This window comes from Sorangium sp. So ce836, assembly GCF_028553905.1.
Taxonomy (GTDB): Bacteria; Myxococcota_A; Polyangia; order Polyangiales; family Polyangiaceae; genus Sorangium; species Sorangium cellulosum_D.
In genome coordinates this window covers 6,976,159-6,993,123 of record NZ_CP102233.1, presented here as the reverse complement: position 1 = coordinate 6,993,123, position 16,965 = coordinate 6,976,159, and the positions used below count along the sequence as shown (strand labels likewise).

The following is a 16,965-nucleotide window of genomic DNA, read 5'->3' as shown; positions in this document are numbered from 1 at the left end:
CGATGCGTATTGGTATGATCGGTATGGGAGTCATCTCGAAGTTCTATGTCGCGGGCTTTCCGCGCGTGGACGAGGCGAAGCTCGTCGCCGTGTGCGACCTGCGGAAGGAGCGCGTCGCGCCCTTCGAGGCGCGCGGCATCGACGCGACGCTCGATTACCGGGAGCTCTTGGCCCGCGCCGACATCGACGCGGTCATCATCAACGTCCCCAACGACGAGCATTACGCCATCTGCCGCGACGCGCTGGCAGCCGGCAAGCACGTTTGCTGCGAGAAGCCTCTGACCATCCGCCGCGCGGACGCCGAGCGCCTCGTCGACCAGGCGCGCGCGGGCGGCCGGACGTTGTTCACCGCGTTCCACCGCCGCTACAACGTCAACGTCGTGCGCGCGTTGCCGCAGCTCGCCGACCGGTCGCGCATCGCCGCGGTCACCGCCCGCTACCTCGAGAGGATCGAGGAGCACGCGGGCGACGACCGCTGGTACCTCGATTCGCGCCGCTGCGGCGGCGGCTGCCTCGCGGACAACGGCCCGAACGTCTTCGACACGCTCGCCTCGTTCCTCGGCCGGCTGGACGTCACCCGCGCCGCCGTCGAGCGCGACGGCGCCGGCATCGACCGTGAAGCCGACGTGGACCTCGTGAACGAAGGCGGCATCCCGGTGCACGTCCGCCTCGACTGGGCGTACCCGCGCGGCGAGCGAAAGGACATCGAGGTCTCGCTCAAGAGCGGCGAGCGCATCGCCATCGACATGCTCGCTGGCTTCGACGAGTTCAAGGGCTCTCTCTGGCACGAGTACGAGGAGATCCTGCGCGACTTCGTCGCCACGATCCGGGCGGGCGGCTGCCACGGCGAGGACGGCCTCGACGCCGTGCGGCTCGTGAGCGACGCTTACGCCGCGGAGGGGCCCTCCCGCGCGGCGCAGGCGCGCAAGCGCGCCGTCCCGACGACGGTGGTGAAGCTCCTCCAGCACAAGCGGAGCGATCGCGGCTTCGTGCTCGAGCGACACGCGACGCGCTGCGTGCGCGCCGGCGAGGTCCACGAGCTCGTCACCACCGACCAAGCGACCGCCGGGCCGGGCGACCGCGTCGATCGGGTGGGCTTCCTCGGCTTCGTCGAGGCGCGCGCCGCCGGCGTCATCGAGCGCGGCGACCTCGTGGTCCACGGCGGCACCGTGATCGGCAGGGTGCTCGGCTTCGACGCCTGCCATTTCCCCAACCACTACAACGTCCTCGTCGCCGCCGCGGCGCCCCTCACCGCGGGCGAGCTCGGTCTCGTCGTCGAGGACACCGTGAAGTTCCTGCCGGGCGAGCCGTCGCCCGAGATCGAAGGGCGCTGACATGAAACCCGTCGAGGTCCTGACGCGCGCGGCCGCCCGCGAGCACCTCCTCGCGAGCGAGGCGCGCGACGCCATGCTCGCGCTGCTCGACGGCGCCTTCACGCCGGCGCAGGCCGCGGCGTGGCTATCGATGCTCGCCTGCAAAGGTGAGACGGTCGCCGAGCTCGAGGGCTTCTTCGCCGCGCTGATGGCGCGCGCCGTCCGTGTCACGCAAAGGGCCGATGCCATCGACACCGCCGGCACCGGCGGCGACCGCCACTCCAGCTTCAACGCCTCCACGGCCGCCGCGCTGATCGCCGCCGCCGCAGGCGCCGTCGTCGCCAAGGCGGGCAACCGCGCCGCCTCGAGCCGCTGCGGCAGCGCCGATCTGCTGGAGGCGATGGACATCGATATCGAGCTCGGGCCTGCGGAGGTCGACCGGTCGCTCGACGAGACCGGCTTTGCCTTCCTCTTCAGCCAGCGCTTCCACCCGGCGCTCCGCGGGCTCGCGCCGCTGCGCCGCGAGCTCGGCCTGCGGACCGCGCTCAACCTCCTCGGACCGCTGGCCAACCCAGCCGCCCCCGCGCGCCGCGTCCTCGGCGTGGCCAAGCCGGCTTTCGTCGATCTCTACGCCGAGATCCTCCCGGCGATCGGCGCCCAGCGCGCGCTGATCGTGCACGCCCGCGACGGCCTCGACGAGCTGAGCCTCGCGGCGCCGACGGACATCGCCGAGCTGCGCGACGGCGCTCTCTACCGGTTCACGGTGACGCCGGAGGACCTCGGCGTCGCCCGCTGCGATCTCGCGGCCTTGCGCGGCGCAGGTCCGGCCGAGAACGCGGCGCTGCTCCGCGCGCTCTGCCGAGGCGAGCGCGGGCCTCTTCACGATTTTTGCGCCGCAAATGCAGCCGCGGCGCTGTACCTCGCCGGCCTCGCGAGCGACCTGCGCGATGGCGTCGAGGTTGCCCGGCGCGCCATCCGGTCGGGGGCGCTGGCTTCGCTTGTGGACGACCTCATTGCGCGCTCGGCGACGCGCCGGGCCGCGGAAGGACGACGATGATTCTCGATGTGATCCTCGAACACAAGCGCGGCGAGATCGCCGCGAGGGAGCGAAGCGTTCCGCGCGCTGCGCTGGAGCAGCGGGCCACGACGGCCCGACCACCCCGGGATTTCGCGGCGGCGCTGCGCAGGGACGGCGTGTCCGCCATCGCCGAGATCAAGCAGAAGTCGCCCTCGAAGGGCGTGTTCCGCGAGGGCCTCGACCCGGTGGCCACCGCCCGCGCCTATGCGGCGAACGGCGCCCGCGCCATCAGCGTGCTCGCCGACCGGGAGTTCTTCGGCGGCGGCCCCGAGATCGTCGAGGCCGTGGCGAACGCCGCGGGGGTGGATGTCCCCGTGATGTACAAGGAGTTCGTCGTTCACCCGTATCAGGTGATCGAGGCCCGCGCTGCCGGCGCCGACGCCGTGCTGCTCATCGCGCGCGGCGTCGACGCGGCGCTCCTCACCGAGCTGATCTCGCTCGCGCGCTCGCTCGGCATGGAGGCTCTGGTCGAGACCTTCGACGCCGACGAGATCGAGCGGGCCGTGCGGGCCGGCGCTCGCATCATCGGCGTCAACAACCGCGATCTGTCGACGTTCGCGGTCGACCTCGACAGGTCCCGCGCGCTCCGCCGGCTCATTCCGGCCGACGTGCTCACGGTCAGCGAGAGCGGCCTCAAGACGGCCGCGGACGTGGCCTCCGTCGCCGCCATGGGGTTCGACGGCATCCTCGTCGGCGAGGCGCTGGTCAGCGCGCCCGACCCCGGCGCGGCCCTCAGGTCGCTCCTCGGCGCTGCGGCGCCGGCGCCGGGGATGTTCGGCGCGTTCGGCGGCCGCTTCGTCGCCGAGACGCTGATGAGCAGCCTCGAGGAGATCGAGCAGGGCTTTCTCCGCTACAAGGACGACGCCGAGTTCAATCGGACGCTCGGATCCATCCTCACGAGCTTCGTTGGCCGCCCGACGCCGCTCACACCCCTCCTGCGCCTCAGCGAGTCCCTCGGCGGCGCGCGCATCTATGCCAAGCGCGAGGATCTCGCCCACACCGGTACCCACATGATCAACAACGCTGTCGCCCAGGCGCTGCTCGGGGTCCGGCTCGGCAAGCACCGCGTCGTCGCAGAGACGGGGGCCGGCCAGCACGGCGTCGCCGTCGCGACCGCGTCGAGCCTGCTCGGGCTCGATTGCACGGTCTACATGGGGGCCGCCGACGCGGAGCGCCAGGCGATGAACGTCCAGCGAATCCGCGTGCTGGGCGCCGATCTTCGGATCGTCCACAGCGGTTCGAGGACGTTGAAGGACGCGAGCAGCGAGGCCCTGCGCGACTGGATCTCCAATGTCGACTCGACGCATTACCTGCTCGGGTCCGCGGTGGGACCGCACCCGTTCCCCACCATGGTTCGCCACTTTCAAACGGTGATCGGCGTCGAGTGCCGGGCGCAGGTGCTCGAGCGCGAGGGGCGCCTGCCCGATGTCGTTGTCGCGTGCGTCGGCGGCGGCAGCAATGCGATCGGCATCTTCGCGCCGTTCCTGGACGAGCCGTCGGTCGAGCTCATCGGCGTCCAGGCCGCCGGCGAGGGCCTCGCGAGCGGTCAGCCCGCGGCGCCGCTCATCACCGGCAAGGTCGGCGTCCTCCAGGGCTACAGGACCTACGTCCTGCAGGATGACGACGGCCAGATCCTCGAGACCCACAGCATCGCGCCGGGCCTCGACTACCCGGGCGTCGGCCCCGAGCACGCCCACCTGCGCGACACGGGCCGCGTCCGGTACGTCGCCGTCGACGACGCGCGCGCCCTCGACGCGTTCCAGACGCTCTGCCGCATGGAGGGCATCCTCCCGGCGCTCGAGCCCTCGCACGCGGTCGCGCACGCCCTGGAGCTCGCCCCGAGCCTCGGCCGCGACGCGATCCTGGTGGTGAACATCTCCGGCCGCGGCGACAAGGACCTCGCCTCGGCGATCGAGCACATGCACAGGGAGGGAGTCTGACGATGAGAAAGCTCGAAGCCCGGTTCGCGGAGCTCTCGCGCCGCGGCGAGCGGGCGCTGATTCCGTACGTGACCGCCGGCCACCCGTCGCGGGAGTCGCTCATCCCGCTGCTCGTGGCGCTCCAGCGCGCCGGCGCCGACGCCATCGAGGTCGGCGTACCGTTCTCGGATCCGGTCGCCGATGGCCCGGTGATCCAGAAGGCCAGCTACGAGGCGCTGGCCAACGGCGCGAGCCTCGCCTGGGTGCTCGCCGAGGTCGCCCGGGCCCGCGCGGCTTCCGTGTCGGTGCCGATCGTGCTGATGGGTTACAGCAACCCGTTCCTCGCCTTCGGTCTGGACAGGCTCGCCGCGACCGCGGTCCAGGCGGGCATCGACGGCCTCATCGTCCCCGATCTGCCGACCGATTGCGCCGACCCCTGGCTCGAGGCTCTGGCCGCCCACGGCCTCGGCGTCGCCTTCATCGCCGCGCCGACGACCAGCCCGGTTCGCCTCCGCGTGGCCGGCTCCAAGGGCAGCGGCTTCGTCTACTGCGCCTCCGTGAACGGCGTCACCGGCGTGCGCGAACGCGTGGCGGACGGGCTCGACGCCGTGATCGACCGCATCCGGGCCGCCACGGCGCTCCCGGTGGCGGTCGGCTTCGGCATCGCGACGTCGGCGCACGTCCGCCAGGTCACGCGCTGCGCCGACGGCGCCATCGTCGGCAGCGCGATCCTTCGCCTCCTCGACGCGACGCCGGCGCCGGCGCGGCTCGCCGCGGTCGAGGGGTTTGTCCGCGAGCTGAAGGACGCGACGCGCGGGTAGGCTGCTCGGGGCTGCCCCGAGCAGCACGGCACGCTCTAGGACGTCGATCCGAAGATCGATTCATGGAAAGAGGACCGCGAGGGCGCAAGGGACGCTAGGGGAAGAGAAGAATACAATTCCATCTCTGTCCCGTTGCGCCTCTTGCGCCCTTGCGGTCTCTCCTCTCAGGTGACTTTCTACCTCATCGGTACTCTAGCGCTGCCGGGCCGCGCACACGATCCCGCCGAAGATCAGCAGGATGCCGAGCCCGTGCGCGGCGCGGAGCTCCTCGTGCAACACGAGGTAGGACAGGATCAGCGCGCTCACGGGCAGGACTCCCGTGAAGACCGCCGCCGTGGCGGCGGAGACCTTGCTGACACCCCGGTACCACAGGACGAAGCCGAGGACGGTGACGGCCAGCGCGTAGTGCACGATCGACAGCCAGCCGGCCATCGAGACCTGCGAGAAAGAGAACGAGCGGGCCTCGTAGGCCGCCTGCGGCAAGAACAGCACGAAGCCGAAGGCGACCACCATGGTCGAGACCGCGAGGGGGCTGAGCCTCGCGGTCATGACCTTTCCCAGGATCGTGAACAGGCTCTCGCACACGACCGCTCCCAGGATCAGGACCGTGCCGAGCAGGTGAGCCGAGCCGCGGGGGCCCTCCGCGCCGCCCTCTCCGCCGGACCCGAGCTGGAGCGCGGCGATCCCGGCGACGCAGAGACCGACGCCGGCCCACTTCCAGCGATTGAGCCGCTCGCCGAGGATCAGGGCCGCGAGGAGGGCGGTGACGCCCGGTGTCGTGCTGGTGATGATGCCGCTCTCGGAGGAGGTCGTGTAGCGCAGTCCGTACAGGAGGAAGAGGCTGAACAGGAACACCCCCGTCAGCGCCTGGAGGAAGAGCACGCGGTAGTCGCGCCAAACGAGCGCCGGCAGGCGCTTTTCCTTGGCGAGCAGGAGGAGAATGAGCACGGGCATCGCCAGCCCGAAGCGCAGGCCCGAAGCCAGGAATACCGGGAACTCGCGGGTGATGATCTTGCCGGCCACGACGGAGCTGCCGACGAGGGCCATGGCGAGGGTGAGGTCCAGGAAAGGTCCAGCGCTGCTTCTCTTCATGTTCCCGCGCTCTTCGGAGCCGTGGAGAGGCCAGTCCGAGAGCGGTTGATGCAGACTGCAAACCGCACGCCATCGAGGCGGACGCCTCTCCGAGCGCCGTGGCAGCGCGGGCCGCGGCGCTCTGGTCTGGACGCGCTCGCCGGGCCGCTGGCCGGCCCGGCGCGTGCGCCGACGGCGTGAGCGCGCGCGAGGGCGCTGTCCCGGCTCAGCCTCAGGGATGGCTCGCCGGATCCGCCGGATCGGTCTCCGCGTCCTCCTCGTCGCCGTCGAGCGCTCCATCGCCGTCGCGGTCGAGCGCCATCCGCACGCCCGAGCCCGGCGGCGCGCAGGTGTACGTCAGCGCTCTCCCCGCGGCCGCGAGCTGGCGCAGCGCCGCCGCGCCGATCGCCGCGCTCCCCGCCCGGTTCCGGCGGAACGTGCCGTCGCCCTGGTAGAGGAAGCCCGCCTCGTCGCCGTTCACGCGGCCCCTCACCACGAGATCGCACTCGCCCGCGCCGGCGCGCGCGATCAAGAGGTCCACGCGCTGCTCGGCCGCCGTGTCGCCGGCGCCGGCGAGCGTCGCCTGCTGGCCCACGATGGGCGCCAGGTTTGTATCGAACGCGTGCAGATACGAGGTCACCTGCCGGCGCAGCACGTCGCCCGCCTCGCCCGGAGGGAACCCGGCGACCCCGGGCGCCTCGTTGAAGCCGCGCTGATCGTGGAAGCGGAAGATCGTGTCGACCGTCCCGTCGTGGGCGAAGCCGAACCCGCGGATCTGGTCGCCCTGGAACTCGGTGTCTCGATCGTTGAAGCGGGGGTTCTGCACCATGCCGAACATCCCCACCTTCTGATAGACGTTGCGCAGCTGGGCGACCTTGAAGCTCTGGAAGATGAAGTCGAACGTGTAGCGCCCGTCGGTCCCGAAGAAGCCCGGGAATGCAACCCCATGCTCGGCGTTGCCCGCTGGATCGAGCACGTGGCACGTGCTGCACGCGCCGCCCGGCTCGATGAAGAAGGCCTTGCCCGCCTCCTGGTCGGGGGTGAGCGTGTTGTCCAGCCGGCGGATGGGGTTCGGCGGATACATCACCTGGAGGATGAAGTCGGTGAACGCCTGCATGTCCGCTTGAGGGATGGGCGCGCTGCGCCCGAGCAGGCCGACGAAGGCGACGTTGAACTTCTTGAACGCCGCCTCCTCGTCGAAGGTGCCGCTGTCCGGCTGCGCGCTCGGCGCGTCGTTCCCGCCGGTGCGGTCCCCTCGCCAGTGCATCGGGCCGTGGTTGGCCATGCCGCGCAGGCTCTGCGTCGTCATCGGCCCCTTGAGCGCGGCGAACTCGGCGGGCTGGCCGAAGAGCGTTGGATCGAGCACGAAGGGCCCTGGCATCGGCGTGGTCGTCGCGTCGGGGTCGCCGAGGTCCCACGCGAGGCTGTCGACGTCGCCGAAGACATGGCAGCTCGCGCAGGCCGAGTCGCCGTGGCTCGACGAGAACGAGGCGTCGTAGAGGAAGCGGCGGCCGCGGACCACGCTCTCCGGCTCCGGGCTGTACATGGGCACGTGCGCGATCTCGGCCTGGGCGTCGAGGTCGATGACCGCGATGGAGTTGTCGAACCGCGTGAGGGCGTAGAGCTGCTCGCGCGCCTCGTCGAGCACCACGCCGGTCGGCCCGCCGCCGGAGACGGGGATCTGGCGCGCGCGCCTGGGCACGAAGGTGTCGGCTTCCAGCGCCGCGGTCGAGAAGACGCCGATCTTGTCGGAGCCGAGCGCGGCCACGTAGAGCTTCTTTCCGTTCCGCGAGACGGCCATGCCCTGCGGCAGCGCGAGGCTCTTCCGGCTCTCGGCGTTCGGGACCGGGGCGCAGCACGCGCTGTAATCGATGTGCTTGTTCAGGTGCCGCGGGGCCACGCCGCCCGTCGCCGGATCGAGCACCGTGATGCGGTTGTGGTTGAAGCGGCCGCGCACGCTGTGGCCGGCGAAGACGCCGGGACCCTCGAAGCGCTGCTCGTTGAACGCCTCGGTGTTGGCCACGTAGACGCGCCCGCTCACCGGGTTGACGGCCATGTTGTAGAGGACCGTGCCCACGCCCTGGAAGGCGCCCGCGGGGCCCGCGACCTGCGCGGGCGGGTCGGCCATGGCGTCGAGGACGAAGACGTCCTTGTCGGGCAGCGCGAAGTTCACCTTGTCGTCCCAGGCTCGATTCAGCTCGTCCACCCAGTGCTGGCCGTCGAATTTGACGATGAGGGGCGCCGACGGCTGCGCGGCCCCGGCGGCGTTGGTGGTCGGCGGGGGCAGGCCGAGGCCCAGGTTCACCACGTTGGTCTCGACCACCGTGGTGCGGTTGCCCGAGTGGAAGGCCGCCGCGTAGACGCGCGCGCCGTCGGGCGTGGCGGCGAGCGCGCGCGGCGTGTCGCTGAACAGGGTGACGATGGTCAGCGGCGCGGGGCTCTGGCTCGCCGCGGAGAAGACCCAGACGTCGGCGCGGCCCACGCCCGGCGTGGTGAGCGCCGGGTCGACAGGGCTGTTCTGGCCGCGGTGCGCGGTGGTGATGAAGGCGCGGTCCTTGCCGGGGCCGGCGAAGACGATGTCGCGAGGCTCGTCGCCGACGAGGAGCGTGCGCACCACGCGCGGCTTCCTGGGCCTCGAGACGTCGACCACGCTCACGCTGTCGGAGAGGTGGTTGACGACCCAGACCTCGTCGTCGCTGCGGGCCGCGACCGCGACGGGCTCCAGGCCGACGGCGACCGAGCCGCGGTGCACGAGCGCGCCCCGCTTGACCTTGAAGATCTCCAGCCGGTTATCGGGCGTGTTGACGGCGAAGAGCGTCGAGCCGTCTGGCGAGAGGGCGAGAGGGCGAACCTGGCCGCTCTCGAAGAGGGTGTAGGGCCGGGCGGGGGCGAGGGCGCTCGGGGCGCTCGCGGCTGCTCGGGGTTCGTCCACGGATGCGCCGGTGTCGCCGCAGGCGGCGAGGGCGAGCGCCGAGAGCGACAGGAGAAGGAGCTTCATGATGGGCACCTCGAAGGTTACGGGAACATTCAAGGATACCACCGAAACACAGACACCGAGCAATAGCGCCGAGTCAGAATGAGATTGGATTGTTTGGCAAGACACCTTTCAAGGGCGAGCGCTCCTCGTGGATGGATCGCTCCACAATGTGCTACAGGTCTTCTGCGGTAGGGGCCTGACCCACCGAGACGATGCGGTCGCGAAGACGCCCTGTCGCGGTGGTGAGGGAGGTGGCATGTCGCGGCGCGCCTCGGCTCGGGCGGCGAGGATCAAGCCGCGGCGAGCTTGGCCGGGCGGCGCATCAGCGAGAGGGCGACGTAGACCACGAGCGAGATCGAGAAACCCGAGAACCACGCGTAGTGGTAGAAATCCATCCATGCGGCGGAGACCGTCAAGACATCGATGGTGCCGAGGAAGCCAGGCAAATTGGGCAGGACGCCGGCGACGAGGGCGACGATCGCGATGGGGTTCCACCCGTTCGTGTACCAATAGGGCCCCTCCCGCTTGTAGAGCTGGGCGAGATCGAGCTCGGTCCTGCGGATCACGTAGTACTCTGCGATCAGGATCGCGCCGACGGGGCCGAGCAGCGCGGAGTAGCCGACGAGCCAGGTGAAGATGTACCCCGTCGGATCGCTGACGAGCCGCCAGGGCTGCATCAGGATCCCGATGATGCCGGTGATGAGGCCGCCCGTGCGGAAGGAGATCCGTGACGGCCAGAGGTTCGAAAAGTCGTTGGCGGGGCTCACCACGTTCGCGGCGATGTTCGTCGCCAGGTTGGCGATGCTGAGCGCAGCGAGCGAGACGACGAGGACGACGGGGCTCTCGAAGCGAGTGATGAGGACGACCGGGTCCCAGATGGTCTCCCCGTAGATGACGACCGTGGCCGACGTGACGGCGACGCCGATGAACGAGAAGAACGCCATGGTGGGCGGCAGACCGACGGCCTGCCCGAGGGCCTGATCGCGCTGTGAGCGCGCGTAACGGGTGAAGTCGGGGATGTTGAGCGCCAGCGTGGACCAGAAGCCGACCATCCCCGTGAGCGCAGGGAAGAAGAACCTCCAGAGCTGGCCGTCCTTGGGCTGCCCCGCCGCGAAGGCCGAGGGCTTCTCGAGCATCGGGCCGAACCCGCCGGCGCGGCCGTGCGCCCAGAAGAGCAGGAGCAGGCCGAGGGCGACCAGGAGGGGCGCCTTGATGTTCAGCAGGATCCGGATCGACTCGATGCCCAGGTGAATGATCCAGACGTTGATGCCCCAGAACAGCAGAAAGCAGGCGAGCTGGGCCGCGTTGATGCCGAGCGGCGTCGCCGGCATCTGCTCGATCGACGGCATGAAGACGGCGACGATCTTGTAGATGGCCCACCCGCCGAGCCATGTCCCGATTCCGAACCAGCCGCACGCCACGAGGGCCCGGAGCACCGCCGGCACGTTGGCCCCTCGGACGCCGAACGCGCTCCGGCAGTAGACGGGAAACGGAATGCCGTACTTCGTGCCCGCGTGCGCGTTCAGGATCATGGGCAGGAGCACGATGACGTTGCCGAGGAGGATCGTGAGCTCGGCCTGACCCCAGCTCATCCCCTCGGCGATCAGACCCGAAGCGAGCATGTACGTGGGAGTACAGGCGCACATGGATATCCACAGTGCGGCGATGTCCTTCATCCCCCATCTGCGCTGATCCAGGCGCACGGGCGCGATGTCCTCGTTGATGTAGCGGGAGTCGACCTCCCCTTCCATCCGAGGACCGCCGCTCTCTCTCGCGCGTCGAGGAGCGGGCTGCGCGTCGTGCTGGACGGTCGTCTGCGCCATGGTCCATGACGCTACACGAGTCGATGTGAGATTGGATAGAGGGCTAGCGCGACGGAGGTCGAGGTCCGGCGGGGCCGCGCTTCAGCGCGAACGCGATACCCTCCTTCAGGGTCCGGAGCGTCACGACGCCGCCTACACCGACGCCCAGCTCGACCAGCGTCTGCGCGATCCGCGGCTGGATGCCGGTGAGCACCACCTGCGCGCCGAGGAGCCGCACCGCCTTGGCCAGCCGGATCATCGCGTCCGCTACCTGGGTGTCGATCACCACCACGCCCGTGATGTCCAGGACCACGGTGGTGGCGTTGTGCGCGATCACCCCCTGGAGGAGCGTCTCGAGCGCCGCCGCGGCGCGGGCGCTGTCGAGGAAGCCGATCAGCGGCATCGCGATGACCTGATCCGCCACCGGCATGAGCGGGGCCGACAGCTCGCGGACCATCTGCTCGAGCTTCATCGTCTTCTCCGCCACGCGCAGCTCGAGCTCGGCGTTGAGCCGCCGCACCTCCTCCTCGGCCTGCCGGCGATCGGTGACGTCGACGCCGATCGCCTGGAACTCGGCGCTCGCGCCCCCCTCGCCGAGCGGGGCGCGGTTGGTCCAGTGCAACCAGCGGATCGACCCGTCGGGGCGCACGACCCGGTGCTCGGTGTGGACGATCGGGTTGTCGGGGCCGAGCTTCGCGAACTGGCGATCGAGGGCCGGCCGGTCCTCGTCGGGGACGAGCGGCGTGAAGTGATGACCGACCAGCTCCTCCCGCGTCTTCTCGAAATACCGGCAGTACACGTCGTTGACGAAGGTCAGCGTGCCATCCATCCGGAAGCGGCAAATGAGCTCGGTCTGGTCCTCGACGATGCCCCGGTAGCGCGCCTCACTCTCCCGCAGGGCCGCCTCCACCAGCCGTTTCTCGGCGAGCTCCCGCTCGAGCTCGGCGTTGCGCCGGCGGAGCATCTCCAGTTCCACCTCCGCTGTACTGCCACTCCTCGCTTCGCCATCGTTCATGATCCAGTGGCCCTTCGAAGCGCCGACGGACGGCGCCGTTCTCCGTCAGCGTACCAAAACCACGGTCGCCGCGGGTGAACTTCGTACGTGCGGTCGCCCTGCGCAGCGCCTCCGACCCCGTACGACCCGCACATTCGATCGACGCACGCGAGCGCACCGTGACCCAGCTTCGTGGCTCACCGCGGCCGTCCCCTTACCGAACCTTGTTCGTTTCCTATGTTCGCTGCTTTACCTTCTCGGCCGCGCCGTCCTTCTCGAGGGCTGTCGACGTCGACGACAGCGCCGGTCCTCGCGACAGGGGACGGCGCGGGCCCGAGCATCAGCGGCGTCGCGCGGCGCCCATCCAGCGTGAACTCCGGGGAGGGGATCGCCCTCCCATCCACCTGTTGGTCGACCCAGTCCACCGACACGAGCAGCCCCCGCGCGGGCCAGCCCCATCCACTCGATGGCCAAGGCCTCGAGGCAGCGGCCGGGATCCCTCTCATGGAATTTTTGTTCCGGTTATTGCCCATCTTTAGAAAATATGTTCTAATGTCAACATGTCCACCAAGTTCCGCAGCCCCCTGCACGAGATGGCCTCCACCACCCCCACGGACTTCTGGTGCGACTCGTGCGCGGTGGGCGAGCTCAAGTACGCCCTCGAGCACGGCGCGGTCGGCGCCACCAGCAATCCCACCATCGTCGCCAGCGTGCTCAGGACCGAGTTCGACGACTGGAAGGCGCGCGTGGAGGAGCTGATTCAAGCGCAGCCCACGTGGACGGAGGCGCACATCGCCTGGGAGCTGATGGAAGAGATATCCGTGAAAGCTGCCAGCCTGCTCTCACCCGTGTTCGAGCAGACGGGAGGCAAGAAGGGCTGGTTGTCGATTCAAACCAACGCGGAATTTCACAGGAGCCCCCACGCGCTCGTGAGCCAGGCGCTCCGTTTCGCGTCGCTCGCCCCCAACCTGCAGGTGAAAATTCCGGCGACGGCGGCCGGCATCCAGGCCATCGAGGAAGTGACGGCGGAGGGGGTCAACGTCAACGCCACCGTCTCCTTCACGGCGCCGCAGGCCGTCGCCGTCGCCGAGGCCGTCGAGCGAGGGCTCAAGCGCCGTGAGGCAGCCGGACATTCCACGGCCAACATGGTCCCGGTCTGCACCATCATGGTCGGCCGCCTCGACGACTGGCTGAAGGTCGTGTGCGAACGACAAGGCAAGGTGCCGACCCCCGGCACGCTGGATTGGGCCGGCATCGCGGTGTTCAAGAACGCGCTCAAGACGTTCAAGCAGTCCGGATACCGCACGCGCCTGCTCGCCGCCGCCTATCGTCATCACCTCCACTGGTCGGAGCTGGTGGGCGGGGACGTCATCCTCACGATTCCACCGGAGTGGCAGCGCAAGTTCAACGCCTCCACGATCCCGGTCATCCCGCGCATCGACAACCCGGTTCCGCAGCAAGCCATGACCGAGCTCTCGGAGCAGCTCGAGGACTTCCGGCGCGCCTACGACCCCAAGGGAATGAAGGTGGCCGAGTTCGACGACTTCGGCGCCACCCGCCGCACGCTGCGCACCTTCCTCGATTCGTATTACGGGCTGCTCAGCTTCATCCGCGACCTGCGCATTCCGAATCCAGACACGTGAGCTGACAGCGCCGGCCGGGGAGCTTAGGCGGGTGGGCTGCCGCGTCGCAGCTCGCCCCGCGGGCCGCCCCCGCGTCGCCGTACCCCTCCGCGACCGCTCGCCTGACGCCTGGCGGTGCGCGGAGCCGTCAGGTCTATCGCTTCGACCTCTTGCCGTTACCGTGGCTGCGCTTGGCTTCCACGGCGCGGCCGAGGCCGACGATGAGCGTGACGGCCAGCGTCATGGTGACGGCGAGCGAGCGGAACATGCCGACCGAGGCTTCCTGTACCTCCAGGCTCACGTCTGCGTGCTCGGCGAGCGGGCTGAGCGGGCTGTCCGTCAAGGCGACGATCTTGACGCCACGCTGCTTGGCTTCACGCACGACCTGCGCCACGTCCGGCGAATAAGCCTTGGAGCTGATGGCGATGATGACGTCGCGGCTCGTGGCATGGCCGACCTGCTGCATGAACATGCCGCCCACGCCGTCCACCAGCACGTTGCGCACGTTCATCTGGCTGAAGGCGTAGGCCAGGTAGCACGCGATCGGGAAGGAGCGGCGGTGCGCCACCACATACACGATCTCGGAGTCCGTGATCAGCTTGTAGGCTTGGTCCAGCAGCGGCCCCACCCGCCTCTGCTGCTGCAGCCGGCGCAGGCCGACGATGTCCGCTTCGACGAACTGGTCGAGCAGCGCGCTGGCGTCGCCCTTGGCCTCTTCGCTCGGAGCGCCCTCCGTGCCGTTGAGGGAGCGCAGGCGCTCTTTGTAGTCCGGCATGGCGTCGGTCAGCCGCGTGCGGAACACGCGCTGCATGTCGCTGTAGCCGGAAAAGCCGAATTCCTTGGCGAAGCGGATGAGGCTGCTGGGTTGCACGCCGGCGCGCTGCGAGACCTGCGCGATGGTATCGAGCGCGAGCTCACTGGGATTATCGAGAGCGTGGCTGGCGATCTGCTGGAGACGTTTGCTCAGGCTGGGGAATTGTTTGATGATCGCTTTTTCCAGCTGATCGTACGTCTCCGGATGCGTAGCTTCGCTCTTCTTCATTCATTTCACCGTAGGCATGGCGAAGCTCGCCCCGACGCTGGCCCCTCGCGGCCAGCGCGACGTGACGGTCTTCAGGCGCGTGAAGAATCGGACACCCTCCGGACCGTGCATGTAGTGATCGCCGAACAGCGAGCCCTTCCAGCCGCCGAAGCTGTGGAACGCCATCGGGACGGGGATCGGCACGTTCACGCCCACCATGCCGATCTGGATGCGCTTGGTGAACTCATCCGCAGCCTCGCCGCTGCTGGTGAAGATGGCGCCGCCGTTGCCATAGCGGTGGGCATTCACCAACTGGATGGCGGCGTCAAGCGTCGGCACGCGGACGACGGCGAGCACCGGGCCGAAGATCTCTTCCTGGTAGATCTTCATGGACGAGGTGACGTGGTCGAACAAGCAACCACCCAGGAAGAAGCCGCTCTCGGATCCGGGAACTTTGAGGCCGCGCCCGTCGACCACCAGCCTGGCGCCTTCCTTGACGCCGAGGTCCACGTAGCCGGAAACCTTCTCGAGGTGCTGCTTGGTGACCAGGGGCCCCATGTCCAACCCCGGCTGGTCGCCGGGTCCGATCTTGAGCGCCTTGACCTTGGGGATGAGCGCATCGACCAGGCGGTCGCCCGTTCCGGGGCCGACGGCGACGGCCACCGAGATGGCCATGCAGCGCTCGCCGGCCGAGCCGTAGGCGGCGCCCATCAGCGCGTCGACCGTGTGGCTCAGGTCGGCGTCGGGCATGACGATCATGTGGTTCTTGGCGCCGCCCAGCGCCTGCACCCGCTTGCCGGCGCGCGTGGCGCGCTGATAAACGTCCTCGGCCACGGGCGTGGAGCCGACCAAGCTGATGGCCGCGACGTCCGGATGCTCGATGAGAGCGTCGACGACCTCCTTGTCGCCGCTCACGACGTTGAACACGCCCGGCGGCAGCCCAGCCTGCGTCCACAGCTCCGCGAGGCGCAGCGACAGCGACGGCACCTTCTCCGACGGCTTCATGATGAAGGTGTTGCCGCAGGCGATGGCGATCGGCGCCATCCACAGCGGGATCATGGCCGGGAAGTTGAACGGCCCGATGCCGGCGCACACACCGAGCGGCTGGCGAAAGGACCAGCTGTCGACGCCGCGCGCCACGCCCTCCGAGTACTCACCCTTGAGCAGCTGCGGAATACCAGCGGCGAACTCGACGACCTCCATGCCGCGCGTCACGGAGCCGCGCGCGTCGTCGAGCACCTTGCCGTGCTCGGCGGTGACGAGCGCCGCCAGCTCGTCCACGTGCCGGTCGATCAGGCTCTTCAGCTCGAACATGACGCGCGCGCGCCGCACCGGCGGCGTCGCCGACCAGCCCTCGAAGGCCTGCTTGGCGACCAGCACGGCGCTCGACACCTCGCCGGCCGTCGACATCGGCACCTGGCTCGTGACGGCGCCGAGCGCTGGGTTGAAGACGTCGCCCCAACGCTGAGTGGAGCTGTCCGTCATCTTGCCGCCTACGTAGTTCTGCAGTTTCTTGATCATGGCTTCATTACCTATCGAGGCTCGTGCCGCGCTATTGGCAGGCCGTCAGGCCTCCGTCCACGTACAGGATCTGCCCGGTCACGAAATCGCTGCCGGGGCCGCAGAAGAACAGCGTCGGTCCGACGACGTCCTCCGGCTCCGCGACCCGTCCGAGCGGGATGCGATCGAGCAGCTTGGCTCGTTGCTCGGGGGTGTTGAGTACATGTTGCGCCATTTCGCTCTGCACGAAGGTCGGCGCCACGCCGTTCACGTTGATGCCATGCGGCGCGAGCTCCACCGCGTGCTGTCGGACGATCATGGCCAGGCCGCCCTTGCTCGACGTGTAGGCCGAATAGCCTTTACCCTGCAGGGCGAGGGAGGCGCGCACGGACAGGATATGCACCTGGCGCCCGCCCTGACCTTGCTGCACTTGACGCCGCGCGACGGCCTGCCCCAGGAACATGGCCGCCTTCAGGTTGAGGTCGATCACGCTGTCGAAGCTCTCCTCGGTCGCCTCGAGCACGCGCTGCTCGCGATGGATGCCGACGGCGTTCACCAGGATGTCGCAGCGCCCGAAGTAGTCGCAGACCGCGTCGACCGAGCGCCCGATGTCCTTCACCGAGCGGGCGTCGAAGGCGACTCCCCTGGTCTCCGCCCCGGTAGCGAGCACCGAGCCTGTCACCGCGCGCAGCTTGCGCTCGTCGGTGCCGCCCACGACCACCTTGGCGCCGGCGTGGCCCAGGCCGCGCGCGATCGCCGCGCCGAGCACTCCGGTGCCGCCAGGTACATAAGCGACCTTGTCGAGCAGGGTCCTCGAGAACTGGTGCGCGGTGGTCGTCATGGTGGC

At 69.5% G+C, this 16,965-nt stretch carries 12 protein-coding genes; 5 read left to right on the top strand and 7 right to left on the bottom strand.

Annotated elements, in window-relative coordinates; translation table 11 throughout:
• Positions 1 to 2: 2 nt before the first annotated feature.
• From NQZ70_RS25405 to trpA, 4 genes are read left to right on the top strand one after another with little or no spacing between them, the layout of a single operon-like run.
• Positions 3 to 1,334, top strand: coding sequence for a Gfo/Idh/MocA family oxidoreductase (locus NQZ70_RS25405; protein ID WP_324293065.1), 1,332 nt, complete (start codon positions 3 to 5; stop codon positions 1,332 to 1,334).
• A gap of 1 nt (position 1,335) precedes the next feature.
• Positions 1,336 to 2,370 carry an anthranilate phosphoribosyltransferase gene (gene trpD / locus NQZ70_RS25400; protein WP_129576500.1) on the top strand — a complete coding sequence of 345 codons (1,035 nt, stop codon included), beginning with the start codon at positions 1,336 to 1,338 and terminating at the stop codon, positions 2,368 to 2,370.
• 8 nt (positions 2,371 to 2,378) lie between these two features.
• Entirely contained in the window at positions 2,379 to 4,331 is a 1,953-nt protein-coding gene (gene trpB, locus NQZ70_RS25395; RefSeq protein ID WP_165374151.1) for a tryptophan synthase subunit beta, read from the top strand.
• Between the two features lie 2 nt (positions 4,332 to 4,333).
• The gene (trpA, locus tag NQZ70_RS25390) at positions 4,334 to 5,131 is read left to right on the top strand and encodes a tryptophan synthase subunit alpha (protein WP_129576498.1); all 798 of its coding nucleotides are present in this window, start codon (positions 4,334 to 4,336) and stop codon (positions 5,129 to 5,131) included.
• A gap of 192 nt (positions 5,132 to 5,323) precedes the next feature.
• On the opposite strand, the gene NQZ70_RS25385 is transcribed toward trpA, so the two are convergent.
• The 4 genes from NQZ70_RS25385 to NQZ70_RS25370 all read right to left on the bottom strand — a co-directional run bounded on the left by NQZ70_RS25385 (position 5,324) and on the right by NQZ70_RS25370 (position 11,945).
• Positions 5,324 to 6,223, bottom strand: coding sequence for a DMT family transporter (locus tag NQZ70_RS25385; protein ID WP_165374150.1), 900 nt, complete (start codon positions 6,221 to 6,223; stop codon positions 5,324 to 5,326).
• Positions 6,224 to 6,434: 211 nt separating this feature from the next.
• On the bottom strand, positions 6,435 to 9,200 hold the full coding sequence (locus NQZ70_RS25380; RefSeq protein ID WP_237245598.1) for a hypothetical protein: 2,766 nt from the start codon (positions 9,198 to 9,200) through the stop codon (positions 6,435 to 6,437).
• A gap of 269 nt (positions 9,201 to 9,469) precedes the next feature.
• The gene (locus tag NQZ70_RS25375) at positions 9,470 to 10,930 is read right to left on the bottom strand and encodes an NCS1 family nucleobase:cation symporter-1 (protein WP_129581571.1); all 1,461 of its coding nucleotides are present in this window, start codon (positions 10,928 to 10,930) and stop codon (positions 9,470 to 9,472) included.
• Between the two features lie 115 nt (positions 10,931 to 11,045).
• On the bottom strand, positions 11,046 to 11,945 hold the full coding sequence (locus NQZ70_RS25370; RefSeq protein WP_237245596.1) for a PAS domain S-box protein: 900 nt from the start codon (positions 11,943 to 11,945) through the stop codon (positions 11,046 to 11,048).
• Between the two features lie 590 nt (positions 11,946 to 12,535).
• Here NQZ70_RS25370 and NQZ70_RS25365 point away from each other — a divergent pair.
• The gene (locus NQZ70_RS25365; protein ID WP_129576495.1) at positions 12,536 to 13,618 is read left to right on the top strand and encodes a transaldolase family protein; all 1,083 of its coding nucleotides are present in this window, start codon (positions 12,536 to 12,538) and stop codon (positions 13,616 to 13,618) included.
• Between the two features lie 133 nt (positions 13,619 to 13,751).
• On the opposite strand, the gene NQZ70_RS25360 is transcribed toward NQZ70_RS25365, so the two are convergent.
• Genes NQZ70_RS25360 through NQZ70_RS25350 form a run of 3 tightly spaced genes read right to left on the bottom strand, consistent with a single transcriptional unit; the run spans position 13,752 to position 16,959 of the window.
• Positions 13,752 to 14,639 carry a MurR/RpiR family transcriptional regulator gene (locus tag NQZ70_RS25360; RefSeq protein WP_129576494.1) on the bottom strand — a complete coding sequence of 296 codons (888 nt, stop codon included), beginning with the start codon at positions 14,637 to 14,639 and terminating at the stop codon, positions 13,752 to 13,754.
• Positions 14,640 to 16,139 carry a CoA-acylating methylmalonate-semialdehyde dehydrogenase gene (locus NQZ70_RS25355; RefSeq protein WP_269467653.1) on the bottom strand — a complete coding sequence of 500 codons (1,500 nt, stop codon included), beginning with the start codon at positions 16,137 to 16,139 and terminating at the stop codon, positions 14,640 to 14,642.
• Positions 16,140 to 16,170: 31 nt separating this feature from the next.
• On the bottom strand, positions 16,171 to 16,959 hold the full coding sequence (locus tag NQZ70_RS25350) for an SDR family NAD(P)-dependent oxidoreductase (RefSeq protein WP_129576493.1): 789 nt from the start codon (positions 16,957 to 16,959) through the stop codon (positions 16,171 to 16,173).
• Between the last annotated feature and the right edge of the window lie 6 nt (positions 16,960 to 16,965).

Bases quoted from the DNA above. Each gene is read 5' to 3' on its own strand.
- NQZ70_RS25405 (WP_324293065.1), top strand. From the start codon at position 3: ATGCGTATTGGTATGATCGGTATGGGAGTCATCTCGAAGTTCTATGTC.
- NQZ70_RS25355 (WP_269467653.1), bottom strand. From the start codon at position 16,139: ATGATCAAGAAACTGCAGAACTACGTAGGCGGCAAGATGACGGACAGC.
- trpD (WP_129576500.1), top strand. From the start codon at position 1,336: ATGAAACCCGTCGAGGTCCTGACGCGCGCGGCCGCCCGCGAGCACCTC.
- NQZ70_RS25375 (WP_129581571.1), bottom strand. From the start codon at position 10,930: ATGGAAGGGGAGGTCGACTCCCGCTACATCAACGAGGACATCGCGCCC.
- NQZ70_RS25360 (WP_129576494.1), bottom strand. From the start codon at position 14,639: ATGAAGAAGAGCGAAGCTACGCATCCGGAGACGTACGATCAGCTGGAA.
- NQZ70_RS25365 (WP_129576495.1), top strand. From the start codon at position 12,536: ATGTCCACCAAGTTCCGCAGCCCCCTGCACGAGATGGCCTCCACCACC.
- NQZ70_RS25380 (WP_237245598.1), bottom strand. From the start codon at position 9,200: ATGAAGCTCCTTCTCCTGTCGCTCTCGGCGCTCGCCCTCGCCGCCTGC.
- trpA (WP_129576498.1), top strand. From the start codon at position 4,334: ATGAGAAAGCTCGAAGCCCGGTTCGCGGAGCTCTCGCGCCGCGGCGAG.
- NQZ70_RS25370 (WP_237245596.1), bottom strand. From the start codon at position 11,945: ATGCTCCGCCGGCGCAACGCCGAGCTCGAGCGGGAGCTCGCCGAGAAA.
- NQZ70_RS25350 (WP_129576493.1), bottom strand. From the start codon at position 16,959: ATGACGACCACCGCGCACCAGTTCTCGAGGACCCTGCTCGACAAGGTC.
- NQZ70_RS25385 (WP_165374150.1), bottom strand. From the start codon at position 6,223: ATGAAGAGAAGCAGCGCTGGACCTTTCCTGGACCTCACCCTCGCCATG.